This window comes from Longispora sp. NPDC051575 (genome assembly GCF_040681875.1).
Classification (GTDB): domain Bacteria; phylum Actinomycetota; class Actinomycetes; order Mycobacteriales; family Micromonosporaceae; genus Longispora.
The window spans coordinates 226,066-247,244 of the sequence record NZ_JBFAZP010000011.1 but is presented as its reverse complement, the minus strand read 5'-3'; the positions used below and the strand labels follow the sequence as shown (position 1 = coordinate 247,244).

Genomic DNA, 21,179 nt, shown 5'->3' with positions numbered 1-21,179 from the left:
TGGGTGGGTGCTGGCCCGGCTTTGGGAGCTCCGAGGATATACACCGAGAGTGTGGCCTCCGGCACATCCCGTAACCCGTTGTCAAGATCGCGATTTGTGCACTCGTTCACAAGCGCATACGCTGTCTGCGCGAGGAGCCCCGATAGCACAGATCAACATCGTGCTGGGTGCGGGGGTCCGAAGTCCCCGTCGTCACGGAGTCAGATGAGCCAGCAGCGCACCGGCAACCCGGGTAACACACCCGGCACACCGGACTTCCCGGATATCCCGGAGGCGACCGTCGCGCGCCTACCGGAATATCTCCGGGCCCTGCACAGCCTCGCCGAAGCCGGCCATGACACCGCCTCCAGCGAGTCGCTGGCGGCGGCTGCCGGGGTCAACTCGGCGAAGCTCCGCAAGGACCTCTCCCACCTGGGTTCCAACGGCACCCGGGGCGTCGGGTACAACGTCGAACGCCTGATCGGCCAGATCGAGCACGTGCTCGGGCTGACCACGCTGCGGGCCGTCGCGCTCGTCGGCGTCGGTAACCTCGGCCACGCCCTCGCGGGCTACTCGGGCTTCACCACCCGCGGCTTCCACATCGCCGCCCTCTTCGACGCGGACGCCAGCCGGGTCGGCGAGAAGATCAACAACCTGGTGGTCCGGCACATCGACGAGCTCGCCGCCGTCGTGGACACCTGCCAGATCGCGATCGGCGTCATCGCCACCCCCGCGCACGCCGCCCAGGGGGTAGCGGACGTGCTGGTCAACTCCGGGGTCACCAGCATCCTCAACTTCGCCCCCTGCGTCCTGTCCGTGCCCGAAGGCGTGGATGTCCGCAAGGTCGATCTGGCAGTAGAGTTGCAGATCCTCTCGTTCCACGAGCACCGTAAGGCAGCACTGACCGGGGCGGTGACCCTGTGAACCCGTTAGTCGTCGGGGTGTCCTACCGGACGGCCCCCGTCAGCCTGCTCGAGCGGGTGGCCGTGTCCGCCGACGCCGTGCCCGGGGTCCTCCGCGACCTGCTGGCCCAGAAGACCGTCGGCGAGGCCGTGATCCTGTCGACCTGCAACCGGGTCGAGATCTACGCCGGGGTCTCCGCCTTCCACGCCGGCCTGCTCGAACTCTCCACGGTCCTCGCCGCGCACGCCGGCGTCGGCATCGAGGAACTCGTCGAACACCTCTACGTCCGGTACGACGAGGAGGCCGTCCGGCACGCCTACCGCCTGGCCGCCGGGCTGGACTCCATGGTCGTCGGCGAGGCCCAGATCCTCGGCCAGCTCCGCGAGTCCTACCGGGTCGCCACCAGCGAGGACTCCGCCGGCCGGGTGCTGCACGAGCTGCTCCAGTCCGCCCTGCGGGTCGGCAAGCGGGTGCACGCCGAGACCGGCATCGACCGGGCCGGCCAGAGCGTCGTCACCGCCGCCCTCGAACTGGGCGCCGCCGAGTCCGGCCTCGAACCCGCCAACGCGAACGTGCTGGTCATCGGCGCCGGAGCCATGGGCGCGCTGGCCTGTGCCACCCTGCAACGCTCCGGGGTCGCCCAGCTCGTCGTCGCCAACCGCACCCTGGACAAGGCCCAGCGGCTCGCCGACTCCTACGGCGGCACCGCCATCGACTTCGCCGGCCTGCCCGCCGCCCTGCGCGCCGCCGACATCGTGCTGTGCGCCACCGCCTCGTCCGGGCACGTGCTGTCCGCGACCGGCGAGGCCGGCGCCGCGTGGAACCTGACCGAGCCGCTCGGCGCGAAGCTCATCCTCGACCTGGCCGTGCCCCGCGACGTGGACCCGGCGCTCGGCGACCTGGCCGACGTCATCCTCCTCGACATCGAACGGCTCGGCTCGGCCCTGGCCGGCCACACCAGCAGTACGGACGTGGCGGCCGCCGAGCTGATCGTCGACGACGAGGTGTCCGGCTACACGGCCTGGCTGCGCGGGGCCCAGGTCGCCCCGACCGTCGCCGCGCTGCGGGCCCGGGCCGACGACGTGGTGGCCGGCGAGCTGCGCCGCCTCGACCAGCGCCGGCCGGAACTGACCGACGAGGTGCGCTCGGAGATCGCCCGGACGGTGCACCGCGTCGTCCAGCAGCTCCTGCACCAGCCCACCGTCCGGGTGCGTCAACTGGCGGCGGAGCCGGGCGGGGCGCAGTACGCGGCCCTGGTCCGCGAGCTCTTCGCCCTCGACGTCACCTCGGACAGCGTGCAAGAAGCCCTTGGGAGTACAGAGTGAACGAGCCTCAGGCCGCCCGTACCGAGGTGGACGCGTGAGCCTTCGCCTAGGGACCCGGGGCAGCGCGCTCGCCCTGGCCCAGTCGGGTCTGGTCGCCGCCGCCGTCGAGAAGGCCACCGGCCGCAAGGTCGAACTGGTCGAGATCGTCACGCCCGGAGACCGGTCCTCCGCGCCCGTCGCCCAGCTCGGCGTCGGCGTGTTCGTCTCCGCGCTGCGCGACGCGCTGCTCGCCAAGGACATCGACTTCGCGGTGCACTCGTACAAGGACCTGCCGACCGCGCCCGCCGAGGGCCTGGTCATCGCCGCGATCCCGCCCCGCGAGGACCCGCGCGACGCCCTGGTGGCCCGCGACAACCTGACGCTGACCGAGCTGCCCTCCGGCGCCCGGATCGGCACCGGGGCGGTGCGGCGGATCGCGCAGATCAACGCCCTGCGGCTCGGCTTCGAGCTGGTCCCGATCCGGGGCAACGTCGACACCCGGATCGGGAAGGTCACGTCCGGCGAGCTGGACGCGGTCATCCTGGCCCGGGCCGGCATCGTCCGCCTCGGCCGCGCCGCCGAGATCACCGAGAGCCTCGACCCGATGCTGCTCCTGCCGGCCCCCGCACAGGGCGCGCTGGCAGTCGAGTGCCGGAGCGCGGACCTCGACCTGGTCGCGACCCTCGCGGCCCTCGATCACCCGTCCAGCCGGGCGGCCATCACGGCCGAACGGGCCCTGCTCGCGGCCCTGGAGGCCGGTTGCAGCGCCCCGGTCGCCGCCATGGCCGAGGTCACGGACGACGAAGAGATTTACCTGCGCGGTGGGGTGTACAGCCCGGATGGCACAGACGCCATCCGACTGTCGGCCACCGGGACGCTCACCGACGCCGAAGGGGTGGGAAGGCGGCTCGCCGCTGACCTGCTCGCCGACGGCGCCAACAATGTACTGGGGAGTGCAGCATGACCCGCACCCGTAAGTCCGTCGGCCGCATCACGTTCGTCGGGGCCGGCCCCGGCGACCCAGGTCTGCTCACCAGGCGCGCCTGGGACGCACTGACCGAGGCCGACCACATCGTGTACGACAGGGGCGTCCCCGAGGCGCTGCTGTCCGTGCTGCGCTCCGCCGTGGTTCCCGAGACCGAGGACGTGCACGGCCCCGAGTTCTCCCCGGCGGAGGGCGTCCCCGGCGACGTCGCCAAGGTGCTGCTGTCGGCGGCCCGCTCCGGGCTGCGCGCGGTGCACCTGGTGACCGGTGACCCGTTCGGACACGACTCGGTGGTCAAGGAGGTCCAGGCCGTGGCCCGGACCGCCGTGCCGTTCGAGGTCGTCCCGGGGGTCGGCCAGGCGTCCGGCGTCGCGACGTACGCGGGCGTGCCGCTCGGTACGGCGCGGACGACCGTGGACGTGGACGACGTGGCCACCCTCGACTTCGAGGCGCTCGCGGCGGCCGTGGCCCGTGGCGGGCTGGCCGTGGCGGTCGACGCCGGTGACCTGGGCCAGATCCGGGACGGCCTGCTGGCCGCCGGGGTCGAGGGCTCCTCGCCGATCGCGGTGACCGGGGACGGCACCGGCGAGACGCAGTACACGACCGCCTCGGTGGTGGACAGCTTCGTCGAGGCCGCGCTGGGCTTCTCGGGCCGGGTCGTGCTGACCCTGGGCCACGGGGTCAAGGAGCGCGACAAGCTCGGCTGGTGGGAGAACCGCCCGCTGTACGGCTGGAAGGTCCTGGTGCCGCGCACCAAGGAGCAGGCTGGCGTGATGAGCGCCAAGCTGCGCGCGTACGGCGCGATCCCGTGCGAGGTGCCGACGATCGCCGTCGAGCCGCCGCGCACCCCCGCCCAGATGGAGCGGGCGATCAAGGGCCTGGTCGACGGCCGGTACGCGTGGGTGGTCTTCACCTCCGTGAACGCCGTCCGCGCGGTCTGGGAGAAGTTCGCCGAGCACGGCCTGGACGCCCGGCACTTCGGCGGCGTCAAGATCGCCTGTATCGGCGAGGCCACGGCCGACGCGGTGCGCGCGTTCGGCATCCAGCCGGAGCTGGTCCCGACCGGCGAGCAGTCCTCCGACGGCCTGCTGACCGAGTTCGCGCCGTTCGACGAGGTGCTCGACCCGGTGGGCCGGGTGCTGCTGCCCCGCGCGGACATCGCGACCGAGACCCTCGCGGCCGGCCTGACCGAGCGCGGCTGGGAGGTGGACGACGTCACGGCCTACCGGACCGTGCGGGCCGCCCCGCCGCCGGCCGACATCCGCGACGCCATCAAGTCCGGTGGCTTCGACGCGGTGCTCTTCACCTCGTCCTCGACAGTGCGCAATCTGGTGGGTATCGCGGGCAAGCCGCACGCTCGTACCGTGGTTGCTGTGATCGGACCGAAGACCTCGGACACCGCGACGGAGTTCGGACTGCGCGTCGACGTGCAGCCCGACCACGCCGCTGTGCCCGACCTGGTCGAGGCCCTGGCCCAGTACGCGGTCGAACTGCGCGACAAGCTCGCCGCCATGCCGGCCAAGCAGCGTCGCGGCTCCAAGGTGCAGGGCCCGACCGCCCTGCGGTTCCGCTAGACCCCTCTCCCAGGAGGACCGGATGTCGTTCCCGAATATCCGCCCGAGAAGGCTCCGGACCAGCCCGGCCATGCGCCGGCTGGTCTCGGAGACCCGGCTCAGCCCGGCGGAGTTCGTGCTGCCGCTGTTCGTGAAGGAGGGGCTCACCGAGCCCCGCCCGATCCCGTCGATGCCGGGGGTCGTGCAGCATTCCCGGGACTCCCTGCGCAAGGCCGCCGTCGAGGCGGTCCGCGCGGGGGTCGGCGGGCTGATGCTGTTCGGGGTGCCGGAGAACCGGGACCCCGAGGGCTCGGGCGGGATCGACCCGTCCGGCATCCTGAACGTGGCGATCCGCGACGTCGTCCACGAGGTCGGCGACTCGACCGTGGTCATGAGCGACCTGTGCCTGGACGAGTTCACCTCGCACGGGCACTGCGGGGTCCTCGACGCCTCGGGTGAGGTCGACAACGACAGAACCCTCGACCGGTACGCCGAGATGGCGCTCGCCCAGGCCGCCGCCGGGGTGCACGTCCTCGGCCCGTCCGGGATGATGGACGGCCAGGTCGGGGCGGTCCGCTCCGCCCTGGACGCCGCGGGCTACACCGACCGCACGATCCTGGCGTACTCGGCCAAGTACGCCTCCGCGTTCTTCGGCCCGTTCCGCGACGCCGTGGAGTCCGAGCTGGAGGGCGACCGCCGCACGTACCAGCAGGACCCGGGCAACCTCCGCGAGGCGCTCCGCGAGGTGGAGCTCGACATCGCCGAGGGCGCGGACATGGTCATGGTCAAGCCGGCCGGGGCCTACCTCGACGTGATCTCCGCCGTGGCCGAGCGGGTGACGGTGCCCGTCGCCGCGTACCAGGTCTCCGGCGAGTACGCGATGGTGGAGGCCGCCGCCGCGAACGGGTGGATCGACCGGGAGCGGGCGATCATGGAGTCCCTGACGGCGATCCGTCGGGCCGGCGCCCAGATCACCCTGACGTACTGGGCCACCGAAGCCGCCCGCCTGCTGCGCGACCGGTACTGATCTACGCCACGTTGAGCTGGATGTTCCCGATCCTCGCGACGATGTCGAGCTGGCCGCCGAGGCCGAGCACATAGGCGCGCAGGGTCTCCAGGCTGGTCGCGGTGCCGTTTTCGATCTGACTGATCCTGGCCTGCGACAATCCCGTCGCCTCGGCGAGCTGGGTCTGGGTGATGCCGAGTTCCTTGCGGATCTCGGCCAGCCGGGCGCCGCTCACAGAGGCCAGCATCTCCTGGCGCATGTCGGCCCGACGCCCGACGCGCTCCTCGGTGTCCCAGGTCGGGTCGATGGCGCGGGCCTTGGCCTTGACGTCTCGCCAGTTCGATGGGCTGGTGGTCATGACCTGTCCTCCTTCAACCTCGTGAGATGTTCCTGGAACCGTGAGTCTGCCAGAGGAACGGCCTCCTGGTACCAGGACTGCCAGTGGCCGGATTTGTCGCCCGCCACCAGGAACACCGCCTCCCGGGCCGGGTCGAACGCGAAGATCAACCGGATCTCGGTCGTGCCCGACGATCCTGGGCGCAGCTCCTTCATGTGGTGGAACATGCTGCCTTTGAGTCGGTCGACGAGGGGTCGGCCCAGCGCCGGGCCGTGTTCCGCCAGAACGTCGATCGCTTCGGCGACCCGGTCCGCACTCACCGGGTCGTGCTCGCACAGGTCGAGGAACCAGGCTTCGACTTCGTGGTGCAGGGAGACCTCCCACATACAGTCAATATAAGCACAACTCATATTGACTGCCTACCTCCCAGGTCAGGGAAGTCTGCCGCGTGCAGGGAGCGCGGTGTTTCTGGGGCCTCGCAAGCGTCGAGCTGATGCGTGGTGGTCCAGGAACGTGGCGTAATCGGCTAATGGTCCTGGTTGTTGGGTTTGACTCTGATCGGGACGGTGGGGGCCTCCGCGGCCGAGGACTGGGCCGCGTACACCCCGCCGGAGGACAGGTCCGGGTGCTCCACGGCCAGGGCCACCGCGACCGCCTCGGTGAGCGGCAGCGCGCTGCCCTCGGCGTAGAGCGCGTCGAAGCGGCGGTCGCCGAGCAGGGCCCGGGTGCGGCCGAGCTGTTCGGCCCAGTAGACCGCGTAGGAGCCCGCCGAGCAGCGCAGCCGGCCCCGTTCGGCCTCCGAGGCGCCGAACAGCAGGGCCGCCGTCTCCGGGAGGCCGCCGAGGTGGCAGCGGACGCCGATCGCGTTGAGGGTCTCCACGGCGCGGGCCCCGAAGCCGTAGGCCATCCGGGATCGGAGCGCGACCTGGAGGTGTTCGTGCGCGGCCACCAGGTCGCCGCGTTCCAGGGCCACGAGCCCGAGGAGCATGTCGACGGTGCGCCGGCCGCGTTCGGCGGGGCGGGCGGCTTCGAGGGGGCGGGCGGAGGCCAGCAGGTTGGCGGACTCGTCGAGTTCGCCGCGCCGCCAGAGGAGCTGGGCCAGGTAGAACACGGCGAACAGCGCGTCGGCCTCGACGTCGAGCTCGGCGGCGAGCCGGAGGGTCTCCCAGCAGCTGCGTTCGGCCTCGGCGGTCAGGCCGATGTCGACGAGGGGGGCGCCCCGGCCGGCCAGCACCCGGACGAGCAGGCCCGGGTCGCCGGCCTGGCGGGCGGCGGCCTCGGCGCGCTGGGAGAACCGCAGGGCCTCGGCGAACTCGCCGTCGACCCCGGCGTGCGCGGCGTGCATGTGGTACGCCATGGCCAGTTCCTTGCTGGGTACCGGCGCGTCGGTGGACGTCATCCGCTCGTACAGCCGGTACAGCCAGACCCGGCCCTCCCGGGCCAGCCCGCGCTCCCGCCACCACTGGTCGAGCGCCCCGGCGAGCCGCAGGCCCTCGCGGACGTCGCCGCCCGTGGTGCTCCACCGCAGGGCGGCGCGCAGCTCGACGGCCAGCGGGTCGAGGGTGTGCATGGACAGGGTGACGGGGCGGCCCTCGGCGTCGCGGCCGGCGCGTTCGGCGGCGTGCCGGCACCAGGCGACGTGCCGGTCGCGGGCGGCCTCCTCCTCGCCGGCCCGGACGAGTTTGCGCTGCCCGTAGGCGCGGATCGGGTCGAGCATCCGGTACGTGGTGCCCACGGCGGTCGGCTCGGCCTGGACGAGGGACTTGTCGACGAGGACGGCGAGCGGGTCGAGCGGGTCGGCCCCGAGCAGCCACTCGATGGCGTCCAGCTCGACGGGCCCGGCGAACACCGACAGGTACCGCAGCAGCTTGGCGGCCCGGGGTCCGAGCGTCTTGTACGACCACGACACGGTGGCGCTGAGCGTCTCGTGCCGGTTGGGCGAGTCGCCCGGCCCGGACAGCAGCAGGTCCTCGATCCGCTCGGCGAGCTGGCCGGCGGCGAGCAGCCGGAGCCGGGCGGCGGCGAGTTCGAGGGCGAGGGGCAGGCCGTCGAGCCGGCGGGCGACCCGGTCGAAGTGCGGCATCTCGGCGGGGTCGGCCTTGCGTCCGCCCCGGGCGGCGGCGGCCCGGTCGAGCAGTAACGCTACGGCGTCGGACGGGCCGCCGTCGGTGGGGGACGTGACCGACAGTGACGGGATCCGCCAGACGGCCTCGCCGGGCAGCCCGATCGGCTCGCGGCTGGTGGCCAGCACGGTCAGGCCGGGGCAGCCGGCGAGCATCCGGGTGATCAGCGGCGAGAGGGACGACAGCTGGTGGTCGCAGGTGTCGAGCACCAGCAGGCAGGTCCGCCGGGCGGCGTGCTCGACCAGGGTGTCGGGCATGGGCCGGCCGGGCTCGGGGCGCAGCCCGAACGCGCCGGCCACCCCGACCGCGATCAGGGCCGGGTCGGTGACCGAGGCGAGGTCGGCGAACCAGACCCCGTCCGGGTAGGAGTCGACGAGTTCGGTGGCGACGGCGACGGCGAGCCGGCTCTTGCCCGCCCCGCCCGCGCCCACCACGGTGACCAGCCGTTGTTCACTGATCAGCTGGCGGAGTTTCACCTGCTCGTCGACCCGGCCGATGAAGCTGGTCGGGGCCGCGGGCAGGTTGTGCGGCGTGGCGTCCATGGTCCTCGGCCGGGGGAAGCGGATCTCGAGGCCGGGGGCGACGAGCTGGAAGAGGCGTTCGCGGTCGTCGAAGTCGCGCAGCCGGTGCAGGCCGAGGTCCATCAGGGACAGTCCCTCGGGCAGTTCCTCGACCCGGCGGGCGGTGGACTGCGAGCACAGCACCTGGCCACCGTGCGCGGCGGCGGCGACCCGGGCGGCGCGGTGCACCTCGTACGTGGCGTACTCGCCGGCGTGCGGGACCGCGTACCCGGTGTGGAGTCCCATTCGGACCCTGGGCCGGGCTGCCGGTGTGGGCCAGGTGTGGCTGGCGAGGGCCCGTTGGGCGGTGACGCAGGCGATCAGCGCTGCGGTGGCATCGGCGAACGCGACAAAGAAGGAGTCACCCTCAGTGAGTAGTTCGGCGCCGTCGCAGTCACCGAAAGTGAGGCGCATCAGGTTTCGGTGGTCATTGAGGACAGGCCGGTACCCGTCACCGAGTAGCTGGGCGAGCCGAGTCGAGCCCTCGATATCGGTGAAGAGGAACGTCACCTGTCCGCTCGGCAGGTGGAAACGTGCCGCCAAGCCCTTGACCTCCGCCCATGCGAGTGGACTCATGGTGCCGCATCCCCGCCGGGTAAACGTATCGGGAGAACGGTTGGTCGATGTGTCGATCACCGTGTGCCCGCGGGGGGAGCGGTCGGATTCCGTCGCGTTTGATTGCGCTATGACGCCTGGGGCAACGAGGTTACGCCGCCCTGGTTGCGGGTGGAAGACGAATCTTGATCTTTTTCCCGTGAATGGGCGATACTCGGGTTCGTGTTGCGCCGACTGCCTTATTCCATCGCCCATGCAGCGTGCTGGGCTGCGATGAAAGTGTACGGCTGGGCTGGCGCCCCCCGGCTGAGGTTGGCTGCGACCAGCCTCTTCGGGACCCTGGTGTTGATCTCCGTGCTGATAGTGGGAAATTTTCTTTTGCCCGCGGGTAAACCGGCGGTGGCCGACGGATTGCCGGATCCCGAGCCGACCGGCGCGGAATGGCCTTCCGCGAGCCCGAATCCGACCATCATCCCTGACCCGAATCCGTCGACGGCCAGCCTCGCGGCCTGGGCCACCCGACTCTCCCCGAAACTCGACATTCCGGCCGTCGCGATCCAGGCCTACGGCAGCGCCGAGCTCAAGCTCGCCCAGACCCGGCCGAGCTGTCACCTGGCGTGGACGACGCTCGCCGGCCTCGGTGGGATCGAGTCCAACCACGGCCGGACCGGGGGCACCACCCTCAATCCGGACGGCAACACCTCGAAGCCGATCTGGGGCATCCCCTTGGACGGCACCAACAACACGCAGGTCATCAAGGACACGGACCAGGGGCAGCAGGACCTCGACCGGGTGTACGACCGGGCGATGGGTCCGATGCAGTTCATCCCGACCACCTGGAAGACCTGGGGCGCCGACGGCAACGGCGACGGGGACGTGAACCCGCACAACATCTTCGACGCGGCCCTCGCGGCGGGGAACTACCTCTGCTCGGGCACCCGGGACCTGTCGAACCCGGCGGACTGGCAGAACGCCGTGCTGTCCTACAACGCGGTGCAGATCTACCTGCGCGACGTCTTCGTCAAAGCTGACGCATACGGCAAGCTCAGCTACTAGTTGTAGTCATGTGGACACAAGCCGTACAGAATTTCTCCGTTTGAGGTCTCGCGTTCACCGCCAAGGTCGGGTAAGCAAAGAGAGTGCACGTACGCGAATGGAATCCAGCCACGGCCCCAGGCAGTGACCTGGAGGCCTGGCGTCTGCTGTACAACGAGATGCTGGCCGCCGACATGCCCGGCGAACCCCACTGGCGGGCCGACAACCTCCGCGCCTACATGGCCGTGACCATGCCCGACGAGAACCGGGCCGACTGGTTCGCCGAGGACGACGGCGCGGTCGTCGGGGTCGCCGACCTGCTGCTGCTCGACGACCTCGGCGTGGTCGAGGTGTACGTCAGCCCCGACCACCGGCGCCGGGGTGTGGCGCGCACCCTGCTGGCCCACGCCGTCCGCCGCGCCCACGAGTCGGGCCGGACCGTCCTCGGGGCGGAGGTGGCCGCCGGGACCCCCGCGACGGCCTTCTACAAGGCGTACGGCTTCCAGCTCACCTGTGTGGAGCAACGCAACCTGCTGGACCTGGCCACCGTGGACTGGGACCGGCTCCGCGAGCACGCGACCCGCACCGGCTCGGGCTACCGGATCGAGTACTTCCCCGGCGGGCCGCCCACCGACCTGCTGACCGCGTACGCGACCGCCAAGCAGGTCGTCCAGGGCGACTGGGAGCTGCACCCGAGCTCGTACTCGCCGGACCGGCTCGCGCACAGCCTCGCGACCCTGCACGCCCGGGGGCTCACCCCGCACGTCGTGTGCGCGGTGCACAACCGGACCGGGGCGGTCGCGGGGCTCACCGAGGTGGTCGCCTCCGCGCTGCACCCGGAGCGGGCGGACCAGTACGACACGGTCGTCGTGCCCGCGCACCGCGGCTACGGGCTGGGGCTCGCGATGAAGGCCCGGATGCTCCTGGAGCTGCGGGACGCCGTGCCGGACCTGCGCGACGTGCAGACCTGGCAGTCGGTGGAGAACGAGCCGATGGCCCGGGTGAACGCCGAGCTGGGGTTCCTGCCGGACCGGGAGTGGCACGAGTACGAGGCGAGCGTGCCGGCGCTGGCGGCCCAGCTGGGAGTATGAAAAGGGTGAACTTCGACACTCTGTAGAGGGTGAAGTTGATCTCCGTAGAGGCTCTGCCAGAATTACCAGATTGTGAAGCAGTATCCGGCCGACGCACCGGCCTCCCAGGAGCTCTTCGACCGCGCCCAGGCCATCGTGCCGGGCGGGGTCAACTCCCCCGTGCGCGCGTTCAAGTCGGTCGGCGGCACCCCCCGGTTCATGGTCCGGGGCGACGGTTGCCGGATGTGGGACGCGGACGACCGCGCCTACGTCGACCTCGTCTGCTCGTGGGGCCCGCTGCTGCTGGGCCACGCGCACCCCGAGGTCGTGGCCGCGATCTCCGACGCCGCGACGAGGGGTACCAGCTTCGGCACCCCGACGCCGGGGGAGGTGACGCTGGCCGAGGAGCTGGTGTCGCGTACCCCGATGGAGCAGGTCCGGTTGGTCAGCTCCGGGACCGAGGCGACCATGTCGGCGCTCCGGCTCGCCCGCGGGTTCACCGGCCGCTCGAAGATCATCAAGTTCGCCGGCTGCTACCACGGCCACTCCGACGGCCTGCTCGCCGCCGCCGGCTCCGGGGTGGCCACGTTCGCGCTGCCGGACTCGCCGGGCGTGCCCGCGACGATGGCCGGCGAGACGATCGTGCTGCCGTACAACGACGTCGAGGCGGTGCGCGCGGCGTTCGCGGCGCACCCCGGCGAGATCGCGGCGATCATCACCGAGGCGGCGCCCGGCAACATGGGCGTCATCGCGCCCCGGGACGGCTTCAACTTCCAGATCGCGGCGATCGCGCACGCCGACGGCGCCCTGCTGATCTCCGACGAGGTGATGACCGGCTTCCGGGTGTCCCGGGGCGGCTGGGAGGGCCTGGAGGCCACCGGCGCCGACCTGTACACCTACGGCAAGGTCATGGGCGGTGGCCTGCCCGCCGCCGCGTTCGGGGGCCGCGCCGACGTGATGGCCATGCTGGCCCCGTCCGGCCCGGTCTACCAGGCCGGCACCCTGTCCGGTAACCCGCTGGCCTGCGCGGCCGGCCTGGCGACCCTGCGCCTGGCGACCGACGAGGTGTACGCCACCCTCGACCGCAACTCCGCGTTCATCCAGGCCGAGGCGACCGCCGCCCTGGCCAGGGAGGGCGTGCCGCACCGGGTCTCCACGGCCGGCAACATGTTCTCGATCTTCTTCACCGACACCGAGGTGTACGACTACGAGTCGGCCAAGGTCCAGAACATCGCCGCCTTCCGGGCCTTCTTCCATGCGATGCTGTCGCGCGGCGTCTACCTGCCGCCGAGCGCGTTCGAATCGTGGTTCGTGTCCGCCGCCCTCGATGAGGAGGCGATGGAGACCATCGTCGCCGCGCTGCCGTACGCCGCGAGAGAGGCGGGTGCCGCATGAGTGGTACCGAGACGATCGTGCACGTGCTCCGGCACGGCGAGGTGCACAATCCGGACAAGATCCTCTACGGTCGGCTGCCGGGCTACCGGCTCTCCGACCTGGGGATCCGGATGGCCGAGGCCGCCGCCGAGTGGCTCGGCCCGCGCGATGTCACGCACGTGGTGTCCAGCCCGCTGGAGCGCGCGGTGCAGACCGCCGAGCCGATCGCCGGCGCGTTCGGGCTCGACATCTCGAAGGACGAGCGGCTGCTGGAGAGCACGAACTACTTCGAGGGCAAGCGGGTCGGCGTCGGCGACGGCGCGCTGCGGTCGCCGCGCAACTGGCACGTGCTGTGGAACCCGTTCAAGCCGTCCTGGGGTGAGCCGTACCTGGAGATCGCCGAGCGGATGTACGCCGCGCTGCTCGACGCGCGGGCCGCCGCCGAGGGCCACGAGGCCGTCTGCGTGTCCCACCAGCTGCCTATCTGGACGCTGCGCCGCTACGCCCAGCACGAGAAGCTCTGGCACGACCCCCGCAAGCGTGAGTGCGGTCTGGCCAGCCTGACGAGCTTCCGGTTCGCGGGTACGTCGCTGATCGGCGTCAAGTACGCCGAGCCGGCCGCGCACCTCGTCGCGCTGTCCCCGACAGCGAGGAAGGCCAAGGGGGCCTGAGATGAGGCGTGCCGTCTGGGCGTTGGTGGCCGTGCTGGCACTGGCCGGTTGCGAGGGCGGCAAGGACTCACAGAGCGTGACCAATCAGCAGCGGTACGTCGCTGGTGACGGTACCTCCCAGGTGTTCGAGGCCGGGCAGCGCAAGAAGGCGCCGACGGTCTCGGGCACCCTGCTGGACGGCGCGAAGTACGCCCTGCCCGCCGGCCGGGTCACCGTGATCAACTTCTGGGCGTCCTGGTGCGCGCCGTGCCGCACCGAGGCCGACGACCTCGAAGAGGTGTACCAGGCCAGCAAGGCCAAGGGCGTCGACTTCCTCGGCATCGACTTCCGGGACGGCCAGGACGCGGCGCGCAGCTTCGCCGAGGGCCGGATGACGTACCCGAGCCTGTTCGACCCGGCCGGCAAGGTCGCGCTGAGCTTCCGCGACGTGCCGCCGAACACCATCCCGGCGACGATCATCCTGGACAAGCAGGGCCGGGTCGCCGCCGTGATCCGCAAACCGGTCGGGCGCGGCGAACTCCAGAAGCTCGTCGACCCGATCGCGGCGGAGCAGTAGCCGTGGGCGACAAGTTCGCGAACATCGCCAGCACCGGGCCGCTGATGCTCGCCGTCCTCGTCGCGGCCATCGCGGGCCTGGTCAGCTTCCTGTCCCCGTGCATCCTGCCCCTGGTCCCCGGCTACCTGTCCTACGTCACCGGCCTGGCCGGCGCGGACCTCGACGCCGACGACAAGCAGGCCCGCCGCCGGATGCTGGCCGGCGCGTCCCTGTTCGTGGCCGGGTTCACGGTCGTCTTCGTCGCGACGGGCACCGCCATCGCCGGTCTCGGCCGCCTCCTCCTCGAACACCAGCGCGTTGTCGACCTGGTCACCGGCATCCTGATCATCGGCCTCGGGCTGACCTTCGCCGGCCTGGTACCCGGATTGCAGCGCGAGTTCCGGCTGCGCAAGATGCCCGCCGTCGGGCTCGCGGGCGCCCCGCTGCTCGGTGCCGTGTTCGCCCTCGGCTGGGTGCCGTGCGTCGGCCCCACGCTCGGCGCGGTGCTCGGCCTGGCCGCCGCCGAGGGCTCGGTGGGCCGGGGCGCGCTGCTCACCGTGGCGTACTGCGCCGGGCTCGGCATCCCGTTCCTGCTGTTCAGCATGGGGTTCCGTTCCGTGATGGGCCTGTTGGGCGTGGTCCGGCGGCACAGCCGGTGGGTGACCCGGATCGGCGGCGCGCTGCTCGTCGTGGTCGGCTTGGCGCTGGCCACGGGCGTGTGGGGCGAGTTCCTGAACTGGCTGCGGGCGACCGTCGGGCCGGGGAGCGTGGGGATCTGATGGCGGTCCTCGCGCTCCTCCGCAACGCCTGGCGCCAGCTCACCAGCATGCGCACGGCCCTCCTGCTGCTGTTCCTGCTGGCCGTCGCGGCCGTCCCCGGCTCCCTGCTGCCCCAGCGCGGCGTCGCCGCCGAGAAGGTCGCCGACTACCTGCGCGCCAACCCGGACTCCGGCCCGTGGCTGGACCGCCTCTACCTCTTCGACGTGTACTCGTCCCCCTGGTTCGCCGCGATCTACCTGCTGCTGTTCACCTCCCTGATCGGCTGCATCCTGCCCCGGCTGCGCGCCCAGGTGGAGTCGCTGCTCCGTCCCCCTCCGGCCGCCCCGGCCCGGCTCGACCGCCTGCCGGTGTCCCTGTCCCACCCGACGGACCGCTCCCTGGACGACGTCGCGACCGTGCTGAAGAAGGCCCGGTTCCGGGTGGCCGTCCGCGACGGGGCGGTCAGCGCCGAGAAGGGGTACCTGCGCGAGACCGGCAACCTGCTCTTCCACAGCGCCCTGATCGTGCTGCTCGTCGGGGTGGCCCTGGGCTCCTGGTACGGCTGGCACGGCAACCGGATCGTCGTCGAGGGCCCGGACGGCGAGTTCTGCAACACCCTCCAGCAGTACGACGAGTACGGGCTGGGCCCGCGCCTCGGTGCCGAGGACCTGCCGCCCTTCTGCGTGCGGCTCGACAGCTTCCACGCGACGTACCAGGCGAATGGTCAGCCCTTGACCTTCTCGGCGGACGTCACGTACTCCGAGAACGGCCCCGAGAAGAAGCAGGCCGTGGCCGTGAACAGCCCCCTGCGGCTCGACGGCGCGAACGTCTACCTCCTCGGCCACGGCTACGCCCCGATCCTGGAGTTCACCGACCGCTACGGCCGCAAGCAGACCACCACCGCCGTGTTCCTGCCCCAGGACGCGATGCTGACCAGCTCCGGGGTCGCGATCTTCCCGGACGCCAACCTCGACCCGGCGACCGGCAAGCGGGACCCGTCCCAGCAGCTCGGCTTCCAGGGCGTGTACCTGCCGACCGTGCCCGACAACGTCGCCGACGGCAGCTCCAAGCACCCCGCCGAGAACGACCCGGCCCTGATGCTGGTCGCCTACCAGGGCAACCTGGGCGTCGACAACGGCATCCCGCGCTCCGTGTACTCCCTGGACAAGGCCCAGATCGACGCCGGCCGGCTGAAGAAGCTCGGCGAGCCGCACATGCTGCTCAAGGGCGGCGAGCCGTGGAAGCTCGACGACGGCTCCTCGATCCGGTTCGTCGGCACCCGGCAGTGGGCGACCGTGTCCGTCCGGCACGACCCGGGCGAGCCGATCATGCTGGCCGGCGCGGTGCTGCTCCTCCTCGGGCTGCTGCCGTCGCTGGCCCTGCGCCGCCGCCGGGTGTTCGTCCGGGTGACCGACGGTGTGTTGACGGCGGGCGCGCTCGCCAAGAACGAGTACCCGGGGCTCGCAGAAGAGCTTGAGCTGCTGCTGAAGGAGAAGTGATGGCCGCCCTGTCCGATCAGTTGCTGACCGTGACGATCTTCCTGTACACGATGGCGATGCTCGGGTACGCCGTCGAGTACGCGTTCGGCACCCGGGGCGTGGTCGCCGCGTCCGTCGTCAAGGAGCCCGTGCTCGTGGGCGGCTCGGCCGGCTACGAGTCCGTGCCCGGGGAGACCTGGACCGCCCCCGTGTCCGAACCGCCCGCCCCGGACCAGCGCGCCGGCCGGGCCGCGCTCGGCGGCAAGGTGGCCGTCGCGCTCACCCTCCTCGGCGTCCTGGCCCACACCGGCTCCGTGGTGCTGCGCGGCATCGACGCGCACCGGATGCCGCTCGGCAACATGTACGAGTTCGTCGTCTTCGGCTGCCTCGTCACCATGGCCGTCTGGCTGGGCATCGCGATCCGCAAGCCGTCCCTGCGCGCCCTGGGCCTGTTCGCCACCCTCGTGACGGTGCTGCTGCTCGCCATCGCCGCGACCACGCTCTACGTGAAGATCAGCCCCCTGCAGCCGGCCCTGAACTCGTACTGGCTGGCCATCCACGTCACCGCCGCCTCGATCTCCTCGGGCGTGTTCATGATCGGCTTCGTACCCGCCGTCATGTTCCTGCTCCGCCGCCGCTGGGAACGCACCAACAGCCAGAGCTTCCCGGTCTCCCTGGGCGCCCGGATGCCCGCCTCCGACGTCCTCGAACGCCTCACGTTCCGGATCCACGTGTTCGCGTTCCCGATCTGGACGTTCGCCGGCATCTCCGGCGCCATCTGGGCCGAGGCCGCCTGGGGCCGCTACTGGGGCTGGGACCCCAAGGAGATCTGGCTCTTCATCTCCTGGGTCGTCTACGCCATGTACCTGCACGCCCGCGCCACCCCGAGCATCCGCCGCACCACGGTCACCTGGATCGCGATCATCGGCTGGCTCACGATGCTCGTCAACCTGTTCGGCATCAACCTCTTCGTCTCGGGCCTGCACTCCTACGCCGGCCTGTAGGAAACGCCCCGCTCGTCATGCTGCGGGCGGGGCGGTCCGTGGAGCGGGGCCCGCGTAGCCCCGGCTCCGAAACCCCAGATCAACATCACCAGAGGGTTACGGAGATCGCCGACCCGGCACGTGAAGGCCGGAGCCCAGTCAGCGCTCACGACGGGACACCCGCCAAGCAGCGGTTGGCCTATCCTCCGACCATGCGTCTCGGAAGATCCATCGCCCTGTCGAGTGCCGTGTTGGCGTTGACGGCCGCCTGCGCCGCCGGTCCTGCCGACTCGGGGGCCTCCCCGACCGCCCCGACCCCGACGGAGACCGCCACCCCGGTCGCGGTCATCCTTCCCGATGCGCCCAACAAGCTGAGCGGCGCGGACCTGCTGGCCCGGTGGTGGAACTGGGTGGCATCGAGCGCCGAGGACCCGAGGGCGGATGTGGACGGACACCTGTGCGCCCGGGGCCAGGCAACGGACATCTGGTTCCTGGCCGGCGGCACCGACGGAACGGCGACCCGCTCGTGCACCGTGCCGGCCGGCGTACCGGTCGCCTTTCCCGTGGTGCACCGCAGTGGCCTCCAGTCGGGCTGCGAGGACTTCATGAAGGTGGCGAAGGGCCGCGCGACCCTGGATGGCTTCCTCGCGCTGCCGGATCGTCACGACCCGGTGAACGTCCAGATCAAGGGCGTCGCCGGTAACCCGGTCACGAAGGAGGCCGGCCGCACGTTGTTCACGTCCGCGTGCGGGCTGTGGGTGCAACTGGCGCCGTTGGAGCCTGGTAGCCACACGCTGTCCGTCGTAGGGGACTCCGGCACCTACAAGGTCGCTGTCACCTACAAACTCCAGGTGGCGGCCAGCTAGGGGACGCCGCGCCAGCGCCACGGCCGGGGGCCCGTCCCGCCCCGGACGCAGGCCAGCCGGTGCAGGAGTTCGGCGTGGATCGCGGGATCCGTGGCCGCGAGCTGTGCGGCGAACGTGACCTTGCGCAGCTCGCGGATGTCCCGGAGCGTCTCGAAGCGGGGCGAGGCGGTGACGTCCAGGCCGTAGCTGTCGCAGAACGTCCGCCAGGCCCGGGCGTCGACCGCCCCGAAGCTGAAGTGGTCCACGGCCGTGGAGACCAGGTCCCACTCCGGAGGGCCGACCGCGAACCGTTCCAGGTCCAGGATCACCGGACCGGCGGCGGTGCTCACGATGTTGCCGGCCCAGGCGTCACCGTGCAGCGGGCCGTCGGGGAGGCCTGCGGGCAGGTCGGCGTAGGCGGTGGTCAGGCGGTCCACGTGGTCGAGGAGCCAGCGCCGGTCGGGGGCGGCGAGGGTGGTGGCCTGCTGGAGGCGGTCGCGGAGACCGGTCAGGGGGTCCAGGGCGGGTAACCAGGTGGGGGCGGGCAGGGTGTGCAGCTGGCGGAGTACCCCCGCGACCTGCTCTGTCGTGCCGTAGTCGTGCGCGGGCAGCTCCCGCCAGAAGGTGACGGCGCGGTCGGCCACCTCGACCGGGTCCGCGAGTGACTCGACCACGGGCAGCCTCTGGTCCGTGAGCCAGCGGGAAACGGCGACCTCCTTGACGGCCACTGCGAACAGTCCGGGCCGCGACACCCGGGCGACGACGCCGGGCCGCACCCGGTAGAGCTCGTTCTCCCCGGCCCGCAGCAACACCACCCCGTCAACGGGCAGCCCGACCCGCGCACAGGCGAGCCCGAGCACCCCGAGCGTCACGCCGCGACGTAGGTCAGCTGTTCGCGCAGGTCCCGGACCTCCGGAATCGTCGCGTGCGGGGCGGCACGGTCCCGGAGGGTGCGCAGAAGGTCGACGGCCCGGCGGGAGCCGCCCAGCTCGGCGACCCCGAGCGCCCGCCGGCCCACGGCGGCACCTTCGCGCGGGTCGCCGACGGACATCAGGAGCGTCGCCTGGGTGATCTGGGACAGGGCACGGGAGCGGGCATAGCCGGCGGCGTGGTTGTGGACCGCGAACTCCAGCCGGGTGACGGCCTCAGTCCGCTGACCGGCCAGTTCCAGGTCGGCGAGCGCGTGCGCGGTGTCGCCCTGGTGCTGGGCCAGGTCGTAGTAGGCGATCTCCGGTGGATCCTCGCGGTGGTCCGCCGCTTCGAAGTAGGCGTCGGCCCGGCCGACTGCGGCCAGCGCGTCCTGGGTCCGGTCCGGCCCGAGTTTCGCCAGAGCTCGGGCCCGCACCGTCGAGAGCATGGCGCGCTCGGTGTTCGTCAGCCGGTCGGAGCGCACGAGCGCCATCTCCACATGGGTCAGCCCGGTGTCGGGATCGCCGCACCAGATGTCCTGGCGGGCCATGTTCGACAGCATGTTGGCGCGCAGGTGCCAGTCCCCGGCCTGCTCGGCGCACTCGACCGCGAACCGGTAGATCCGGCGGGCCTCGTCGTGCGCGTAGGCGTCGAACGCGACGAACCCGGCGATGCCTGCCAGCCCGCCGACGGCCGAGAACAGGTCACGGCGGACATCCTCGCCGCACCGCGCGGTCAACAGCCCCATGGACCAGCGGAGCTGGGTCCGCAGCGACTCGCGGACCAGGGTGCCCCCGGCGCGGTTGTCCAGGGCGACGAACGCGGCCGTCACGGCGGTGAGCTGCTCGACGTCGGCCCGGCCGATCCTCGCAGGCACCGGCGAGGCCACAGGCGACGACAGCGACTCCATCAGCGGAGTCGCCGCGAGCATGCCCGCTCCCGTCAGCAGACGGAGAAATCCGTGCCGGTCCACGCCCTCCAGGCTAGCCGGCTCGGATCGACCCACGTGGAATCCGAGGTCACGATCGTCGGCGGCACCGAGCACGTGCCGCAACGCCGTGCGGTAGTGCCGGGCGGGCCAGCGGATCACGCCCCGTTCGAGTTTGCCGATGTAGTTGGCGTCGATCTCGAATCGTCTACCGGTCTCGGCGTGCAGGAAGGCGTTGACCCGGTCGGCAAGTTCCGCCCGGGACAGCGAGCCGCTGCGGTGTCGGTCGGAGGTTAGGCGGCGACGGGCCTGCCTGAGCTCGTCGTTGGGCTCTGCCACAGCGCTCAGTATCGGAGCCCGTCACACTCGGCACAACAGATAGCGGCATTCCTCCCCACAAACCTCCCCTTCCGGGATCCCCGCGATCAGGTCTGCCCACCCGGCGCGGGGTTGCCGACAGTGGAAGCATGATGACGTTCCAGGTGCTCATGCTGACCGTCACCGGCAGATTCCCCGAGCCGGTGATCCGGATGGCGGTCTTCGACACCCGCACCCAGGCACTGGCCACGGCGAAGGTCTGGTTCGCCTGCCAGCGGGTGCGGGACGGCGGGGCGCGGGTCAAGGTCCTGGCCAGGCAGCGATGACCGTTCCGGAGCTGCCTGCCGACGTGATCCTGGACCTCACGGAGATCGCCCAGGAGGAGTTCGCGGCCCATGTGCCGGATCCGGCGTGCCCGGAGATCTGTCACCGGTGTCTGAGACCCTGGCCTTGCGGGCTGCGGGTCTGGGCGGCCACCTGGATGGAACAGCACGGCCACTGACCGAGGAGGAAGCCGATGGTGCGGCCACCACCACCGATCGCCGCTGCCGTCGTCGTACTCCACGGACGGGTTCTGGTTGTTCGGAGGCGGGCCTCCGAGGGCTCTCTGCGCTGGCAGTTTCCGGCTGGTGCCGTGGAGGGGGCCGAGTCGGCGGAGGAAGCTGCGGCGCGCGAGACCCTGGAGGAGACCGGCCTTACGGTCGGGCCAACCGTGCGCCTGGGTGAGCGGGTGCACCCGGCCACCGGTCGCACCATGGTCTACGTCGCCTGCGAGGTCGTGGCGGGGACGGCCTGGGTCGCCGATGCCGAGGAGTTGGCGGAGGTCGCCTGGGCCGATCGCCGGATGCTGTCCGAACTCATCCCGTATCCACTGTTCGGGCCGGTCGCAGCCCATCTGGACAGGCTGCTCCGGGTCACCTGAGACCGGGCTCGCCGGATCCCTGGACGGGGAGTGGGCGCGTCTCCCGCT

22 protein-coding genes are annotated in these 21,179 nt (G+C 71.6%); 17 read left to right on the top strand and 5 right to left on the bottom strand.

Translation table 11 applies throughout. The features are described 5' to 3' along the window. Positions 1–204 precede the first annotated feature (204 nt). Genes AB0M43_RS32150 through hemB form a run of 5 tightly spaced genes read left to right on the top strand, consistent with a single transcriptional unit; the run spans position 205 to position 5,751 of the window. Complete coding sequence (locus AB0M43_RS32150) at positions 205–903, top strand: redox-sensing transcriptional repressor Rex (protein ID WP_363729703.1); 699 nt, start codon at positions 205–207, stop codon at positions 901–903. After that, a complete protein-coding gene (locus tag AB0M43_RS32145; RefSeq protein ID WP_363729700.1) occupies positions 900–2,207 on the top strand; it encodes a glutamyl-tRNA reductase in 1,308 nt (435 codons plus the stop codon). The genes AB0M43_RS32150 and AB0M43_RS32145 overlap by 4 nt, the downstream gene beginning before the upstream one ends. 34 nt (positions 2,208–2,241) lie before the next feature. After that, on the top strand, positions 2,242–3,150 hold the full coding sequence (hemC, locus tag AB0M43_RS32140) for a hydroxymethylbilane synthase (RefSeq protein ID WP_363729697.1): 909 nt from the start codon (positions 2,242–2,244) through the stop codon (positions 3,148–3,150). Then, positions 3,147–4,745, top strand: coding sequence for a uroporphyrinogen-III synthase (locus AB0M43_RS32135; RefSeq protein ID WP_363729695.1), 1,599 nt, complete (start codon positions 3,147–3,149; stop codon positions 4,743–4,745). Before hemC ends, AB0M43_RS32135 begins: the two co-directional genes overlap by 4 nt. A gap of 22 nt (positions 4,746–4,767) precedes the next feature. Beyond that, complete coding sequence (hemB, locus tag AB0M43_RS32130; protein WP_363729693.1) at positions 4,768–5,751, top strand: porphobilinogen synthase; 984 nt, start codon at positions 4,768–4,770, stop codon at positions 5,749–5,751. A gap of 1 nt (position 5,752) precedes the next feature. On the opposite strand, the gene AB0M43_RS32125 is transcribed toward hemB, so the two are convergent. The 3 genes from AB0M43_RS32125 to AB0M43_RS32115 form a co-directional block, all read right to left on the bottom strand. Then, positions 5,753–6,088, bottom strand: coding sequence for a helix-turn-helix transcriptional regulator (locus AB0M43_RS32125; protein WP_363729691.1), 336 nt, complete (start codon positions 6,086–6,088; stop codon positions 5,753–5,755). Further along, the gene (locus AB0M43_RS32120; protein ID WP_363729688.1) at positions 6,085–6,453 is read right to left on the bottom strand and encodes a type II toxin-antitoxin system RelE/ParE family toxin; all 369 of its coding nucleotides are present in this window, start codon (positions 6,451–6,453) and stop codon (positions 6,085–6,087) included. Before AB0M43_RS32120 ends, AB0M43_RS32125 begins: the two co-directional genes overlap by 4 nt. A gap of 140 nt (positions 6,454–6,593) precedes the next feature. After that, the gene (locus AB0M43_RS32115) at positions 6,594–9,293 is read right to left on the bottom strand and encodes an adenylate/guanylate cyclase domain-containing protein (protein WP_363729910.1); all 2,700 of its coding nucleotides are present in this window, start codon (positions 9,291–9,293) and stop codon (positions 6,594–6,596) included. A gap of 411 nt (positions 9,294–9,704) precedes the next feature. On the opposite strand from AB0M43_RS32115, the gene AB0M43_RS32110 reads away from it, so the two are divergent. The 9 genes from AB0M43_RS32110 to AB0M43_RS32070 all read left to right on the top strand — a co-directional run bounded on the left by AB0M43_RS32110 (position 9,705) and on the right by AB0M43_RS32070 (position 18,075). Continuing rightward, positions 9,705–10,361 (top strand): lytic murein transglycosylase, encoded by a 657-nt coding sequence (locus AB0M43_RS32110; RefSeq protein WP_363729686.1) that lies wholly within the window; start codon positions 9,705–9,707, stop codon positions 10,359–10,361. An 83-nt stretch (positions 10,362–10,444) separates the two neighbouring features. Then, positions 10,445–11,431: a GNAT family N-acetyltransferase gene (locus tag AB0M43_RS32105; protein ID WP_363729683.1), complete on the top strand. Its 987-nt coding sequence runs from the start codon at positions 10,445–10,447 to the stop codon at positions 11,429–11,431. Positions 11,432–11,503: 72 nt separating this feature from the next. After that, entirely contained in the window at positions 11,504–12,805 is a 1,302-nt protein-coding gene (hemL, locus tag AB0M43_RS32100; RefSeq protein ID WP_363729680.1) for a glutamate-1-semialdehyde 2,1-aminomutase, read from the top strand. Continuing rightward, positions 12,802–13,455 (top strand): histidine phosphatase family protein, encoded by a 654-nt coding sequence (locus tag AB0M43_RS32095; RefSeq protein WP_363729677.1) that lies wholly within the window; start codon positions 12,802–12,804, stop codon positions 13,453–13,455. Before hemL ends, AB0M43_RS32095 begins: the two co-directional genes overlap by 4 nt. Position 13,456: 1 nt before the next feature. After that, positions 13,457–14,011, top strand: coding sequence for a TlpA disulfide reductase family protein (locus AB0M43_RS32090; RefSeq protein WP_363729675.1), 555 nt, complete (start codon positions 13,457–13,459; stop codon positions 14,009–14,011). Between the two features lie 2 nt (positions 14,012–14,013). Further along, a complete protein-coding gene (locus AB0M43_RS32085) occupies positions 14,014–14,769 on the top strand; it encodes a cytochrome c biogenesis protein CcdA (protein ID WP_363729673.1) in 756 nt (251 codons plus the stop codon). Beyond that, positions 14,769–16,247, top strand: coding sequence for a cytochrome c biogenesis protein ResB (locus tag AB0M43_RS32080; RefSeq protein WP_363729671.1), 1,479 nt, complete (start codon positions 14,769–14,771; stop codon positions 16,245–16,247). The genes AB0M43_RS32085 and AB0M43_RS32080 overlap by 1 nt, the downstream gene beginning before the upstream one ends. Further along, the gene (ccsB, locus tag AB0M43_RS32075; RefSeq protein ID WP_363729669.1) at positions 16,247–17,230 is read left to right on the top strand and encodes a c-type cytochrome biogenesis protein CcsB; all 984 of its coding nucleotides are present in this window, start codon (positions 16,247–16,249) and stop codon (positions 17,228–17,230) included. The genes AB0M43_RS32080 and ccsB overlap by 1 nt, the downstream gene beginning before the upstream one ends. 191 nt (positions 17,231–17,421) lie before the next feature. After that, entirely contained in the window at positions 17,422–18,075 is a 654-nt protein-coding gene (locus AB0M43_RS32070; protein ID WP_363729667.1) for a hypothetical protein, read from the top strand. Here AB0M43_RS32070 and AB0M43_RS32065 read toward each other — a convergent pair. Both AB0M43_RS32065 and AB0M43_RS32060 read right to left on the bottom strand, forming a co-directional pair. Further along, positions 18,072–18,926 carry an aminoglycoside phosphotransferase family protein gene (locus AB0M43_RS32065; protein ID WP_363729666.1) on the bottom strand — a complete coding sequence of 285 codons (855 nt, stop codon included), beginning with the start codon at positions 18,924–18,926 and terminating at the stop codon, positions 18,072–18,074. The genes AB0M43_RS32070 and AB0M43_RS32065 overlap by 4 nt on opposite strands. Then, positions 18,923–20,230 carry a hypothetical protein gene (locus AB0M43_RS32060; RefSeq protein WP_363729663.1) on the bottom strand — a complete coding sequence of 436 codons (1,308 nt, stop codon included), beginning with the start codon at positions 20,228–20,230 and terminating at the stop codon, positions 18,923–18,925. The genes AB0M43_RS32065 and AB0M43_RS32060 overlap by 4 nt, the downstream gene beginning before the upstream one ends. A gap of 128 nt (positions 20,231–20,358) precedes the next feature. On the opposite strand from AB0M43_RS32060, the gene AB0M43_RS32055 reads away from it, so the two are divergent. Genes AB0M43_RS32055 through AB0M43_RS32045 form a run of 3 tightly spaced genes read left to right on the top strand, consistent with a single transcriptional unit; the run spans position 20,359 to position 21,131 of the window. Then, positions 20,359–20,535, top strand: a complete 177-nt coding sequence (locus AB0M43_RS32055) for a hypothetical protein (RefSeq protein WP_363729662.1) — start codon at positions 20,359–20,361, stop codon at positions 20,533–20,535. Continuing rightward, entirely contained in the window at positions 20,532–20,711 is a 180-nt protein-coding gene (locus tag AB0M43_RS32050; RefSeq protein WP_363729659.1) for a hypothetical protein, read from the top strand. The genes AB0M43_RS32055 and AB0M43_RS32050 overlap by 4 nt, the downstream gene beginning before the upstream one ends. A gap of 15 nt (positions 20,712–20,726) precedes the next feature. Then, positions 20,727–21,131 carry an NUDIX domain-containing protein gene (locus AB0M43_RS32045; RefSeq protein ID WP_363729657.1) on the top strand — a complete coding sequence of 135 codons (405 nt, stop codon included), beginning with the start codon at positions 20,727–20,729 and terminating at the stop codon, positions 21,129–21,131. Positions 21,132–21,179 lie beyond the last annotated feature (48 nt).

Bases quoted from the DNA above. Each gene is read 5' to 3' on its own strand.
- AB0M43_RS32055 (WP_363729662.1), top strand. From the start codon at position 20,359: ATGATGACGTTCCAGGTGCTCATGCTGACCGTCACCGGCAGATTCCCC.
- AB0M43_RS32135 (WP_363729695.1), top strand. From the start codon at position 3,147: ATGACCCGCACCCGTAAGTCCGTCGGCCGCATCACGTTCGTCGGGGCC.
- AB0M43_RS32095 (WP_363729677.1), top strand. From the start codon at position 12,802: ATGAGTGGTACCGAGACGATCGTGCACGTGCTCCGGCACGGCGAGGTG.
- hemB (WP_363729693.1), top strand. From the start codon at position 4,768: ATGTCGTTCCCGAATATCCGCCCGAGAAGGCTCCGGACCAGCCCGGCC.
- AB0M43_RS32070 (WP_363729667.1), top strand. From the start codon at position 17,422: ATGCGTCTCGGAAGATCCATCGCCCTGTCGAGTGCCGTGTTGGCGTTG.
- AB0M43_RS32125 (WP_363729691.1), bottom strand. From the start codon at position 6,088: ATGACCACCAGCCCATCGAACTGGCGAGACGTCAAGGCCAAGGCCCGC.
- AB0M43_RS32150 (WP_363729703.1), top strand. From the start codon at position 205: ATGAGCCAGCAGCGCACCGGCAACCCGGGTAACACACCCGGCACACCG.
- AB0M43_RS32045 (WP_363729657.1), top strand. From the start codon at position 20,727: ATGGTGCGGCCACCACCACCGATCGCCGCTGCCGTCGTCGTACTCCAC.
- ccsB (WP_363729669.1), top strand. From the start codon at position 16,247: ATGGCCGCCCTGTCCGATCAGTTGCTGACCGTGACGATCTTCCTGTAC.
- AB0M43_RS32080 (WP_363729671.1), top strand. From the start codon at position 14,769: ATGGCGGTCCTCGCGCTCCTCCGCAACGCCTGGCGCCAGCTCACCAGC.
- AB0M43_RS32120 (WP_363729688.1), bottom strand. From the start codon at position 6,453: ATGTGGGAGGTCTCCCTGCACCACGAAGTCGAAGCCTGGTTCCTCGAC.
- AB0M43_RS32090 (WP_363729675.1), top strand. From the start codon at position 13,457: ATGAGGCGTGCCGTCTGGGCGTTGGTGGCCGTGCTGGCACTGGCCGGT.
- AB0M43_RS32050 (WP_363729659.1), top strand. From the start codon at position 20,532: ATGACCGTTCCGGAGCTGCCTGCCGACGTGATCCTGGACCTCACGGAG.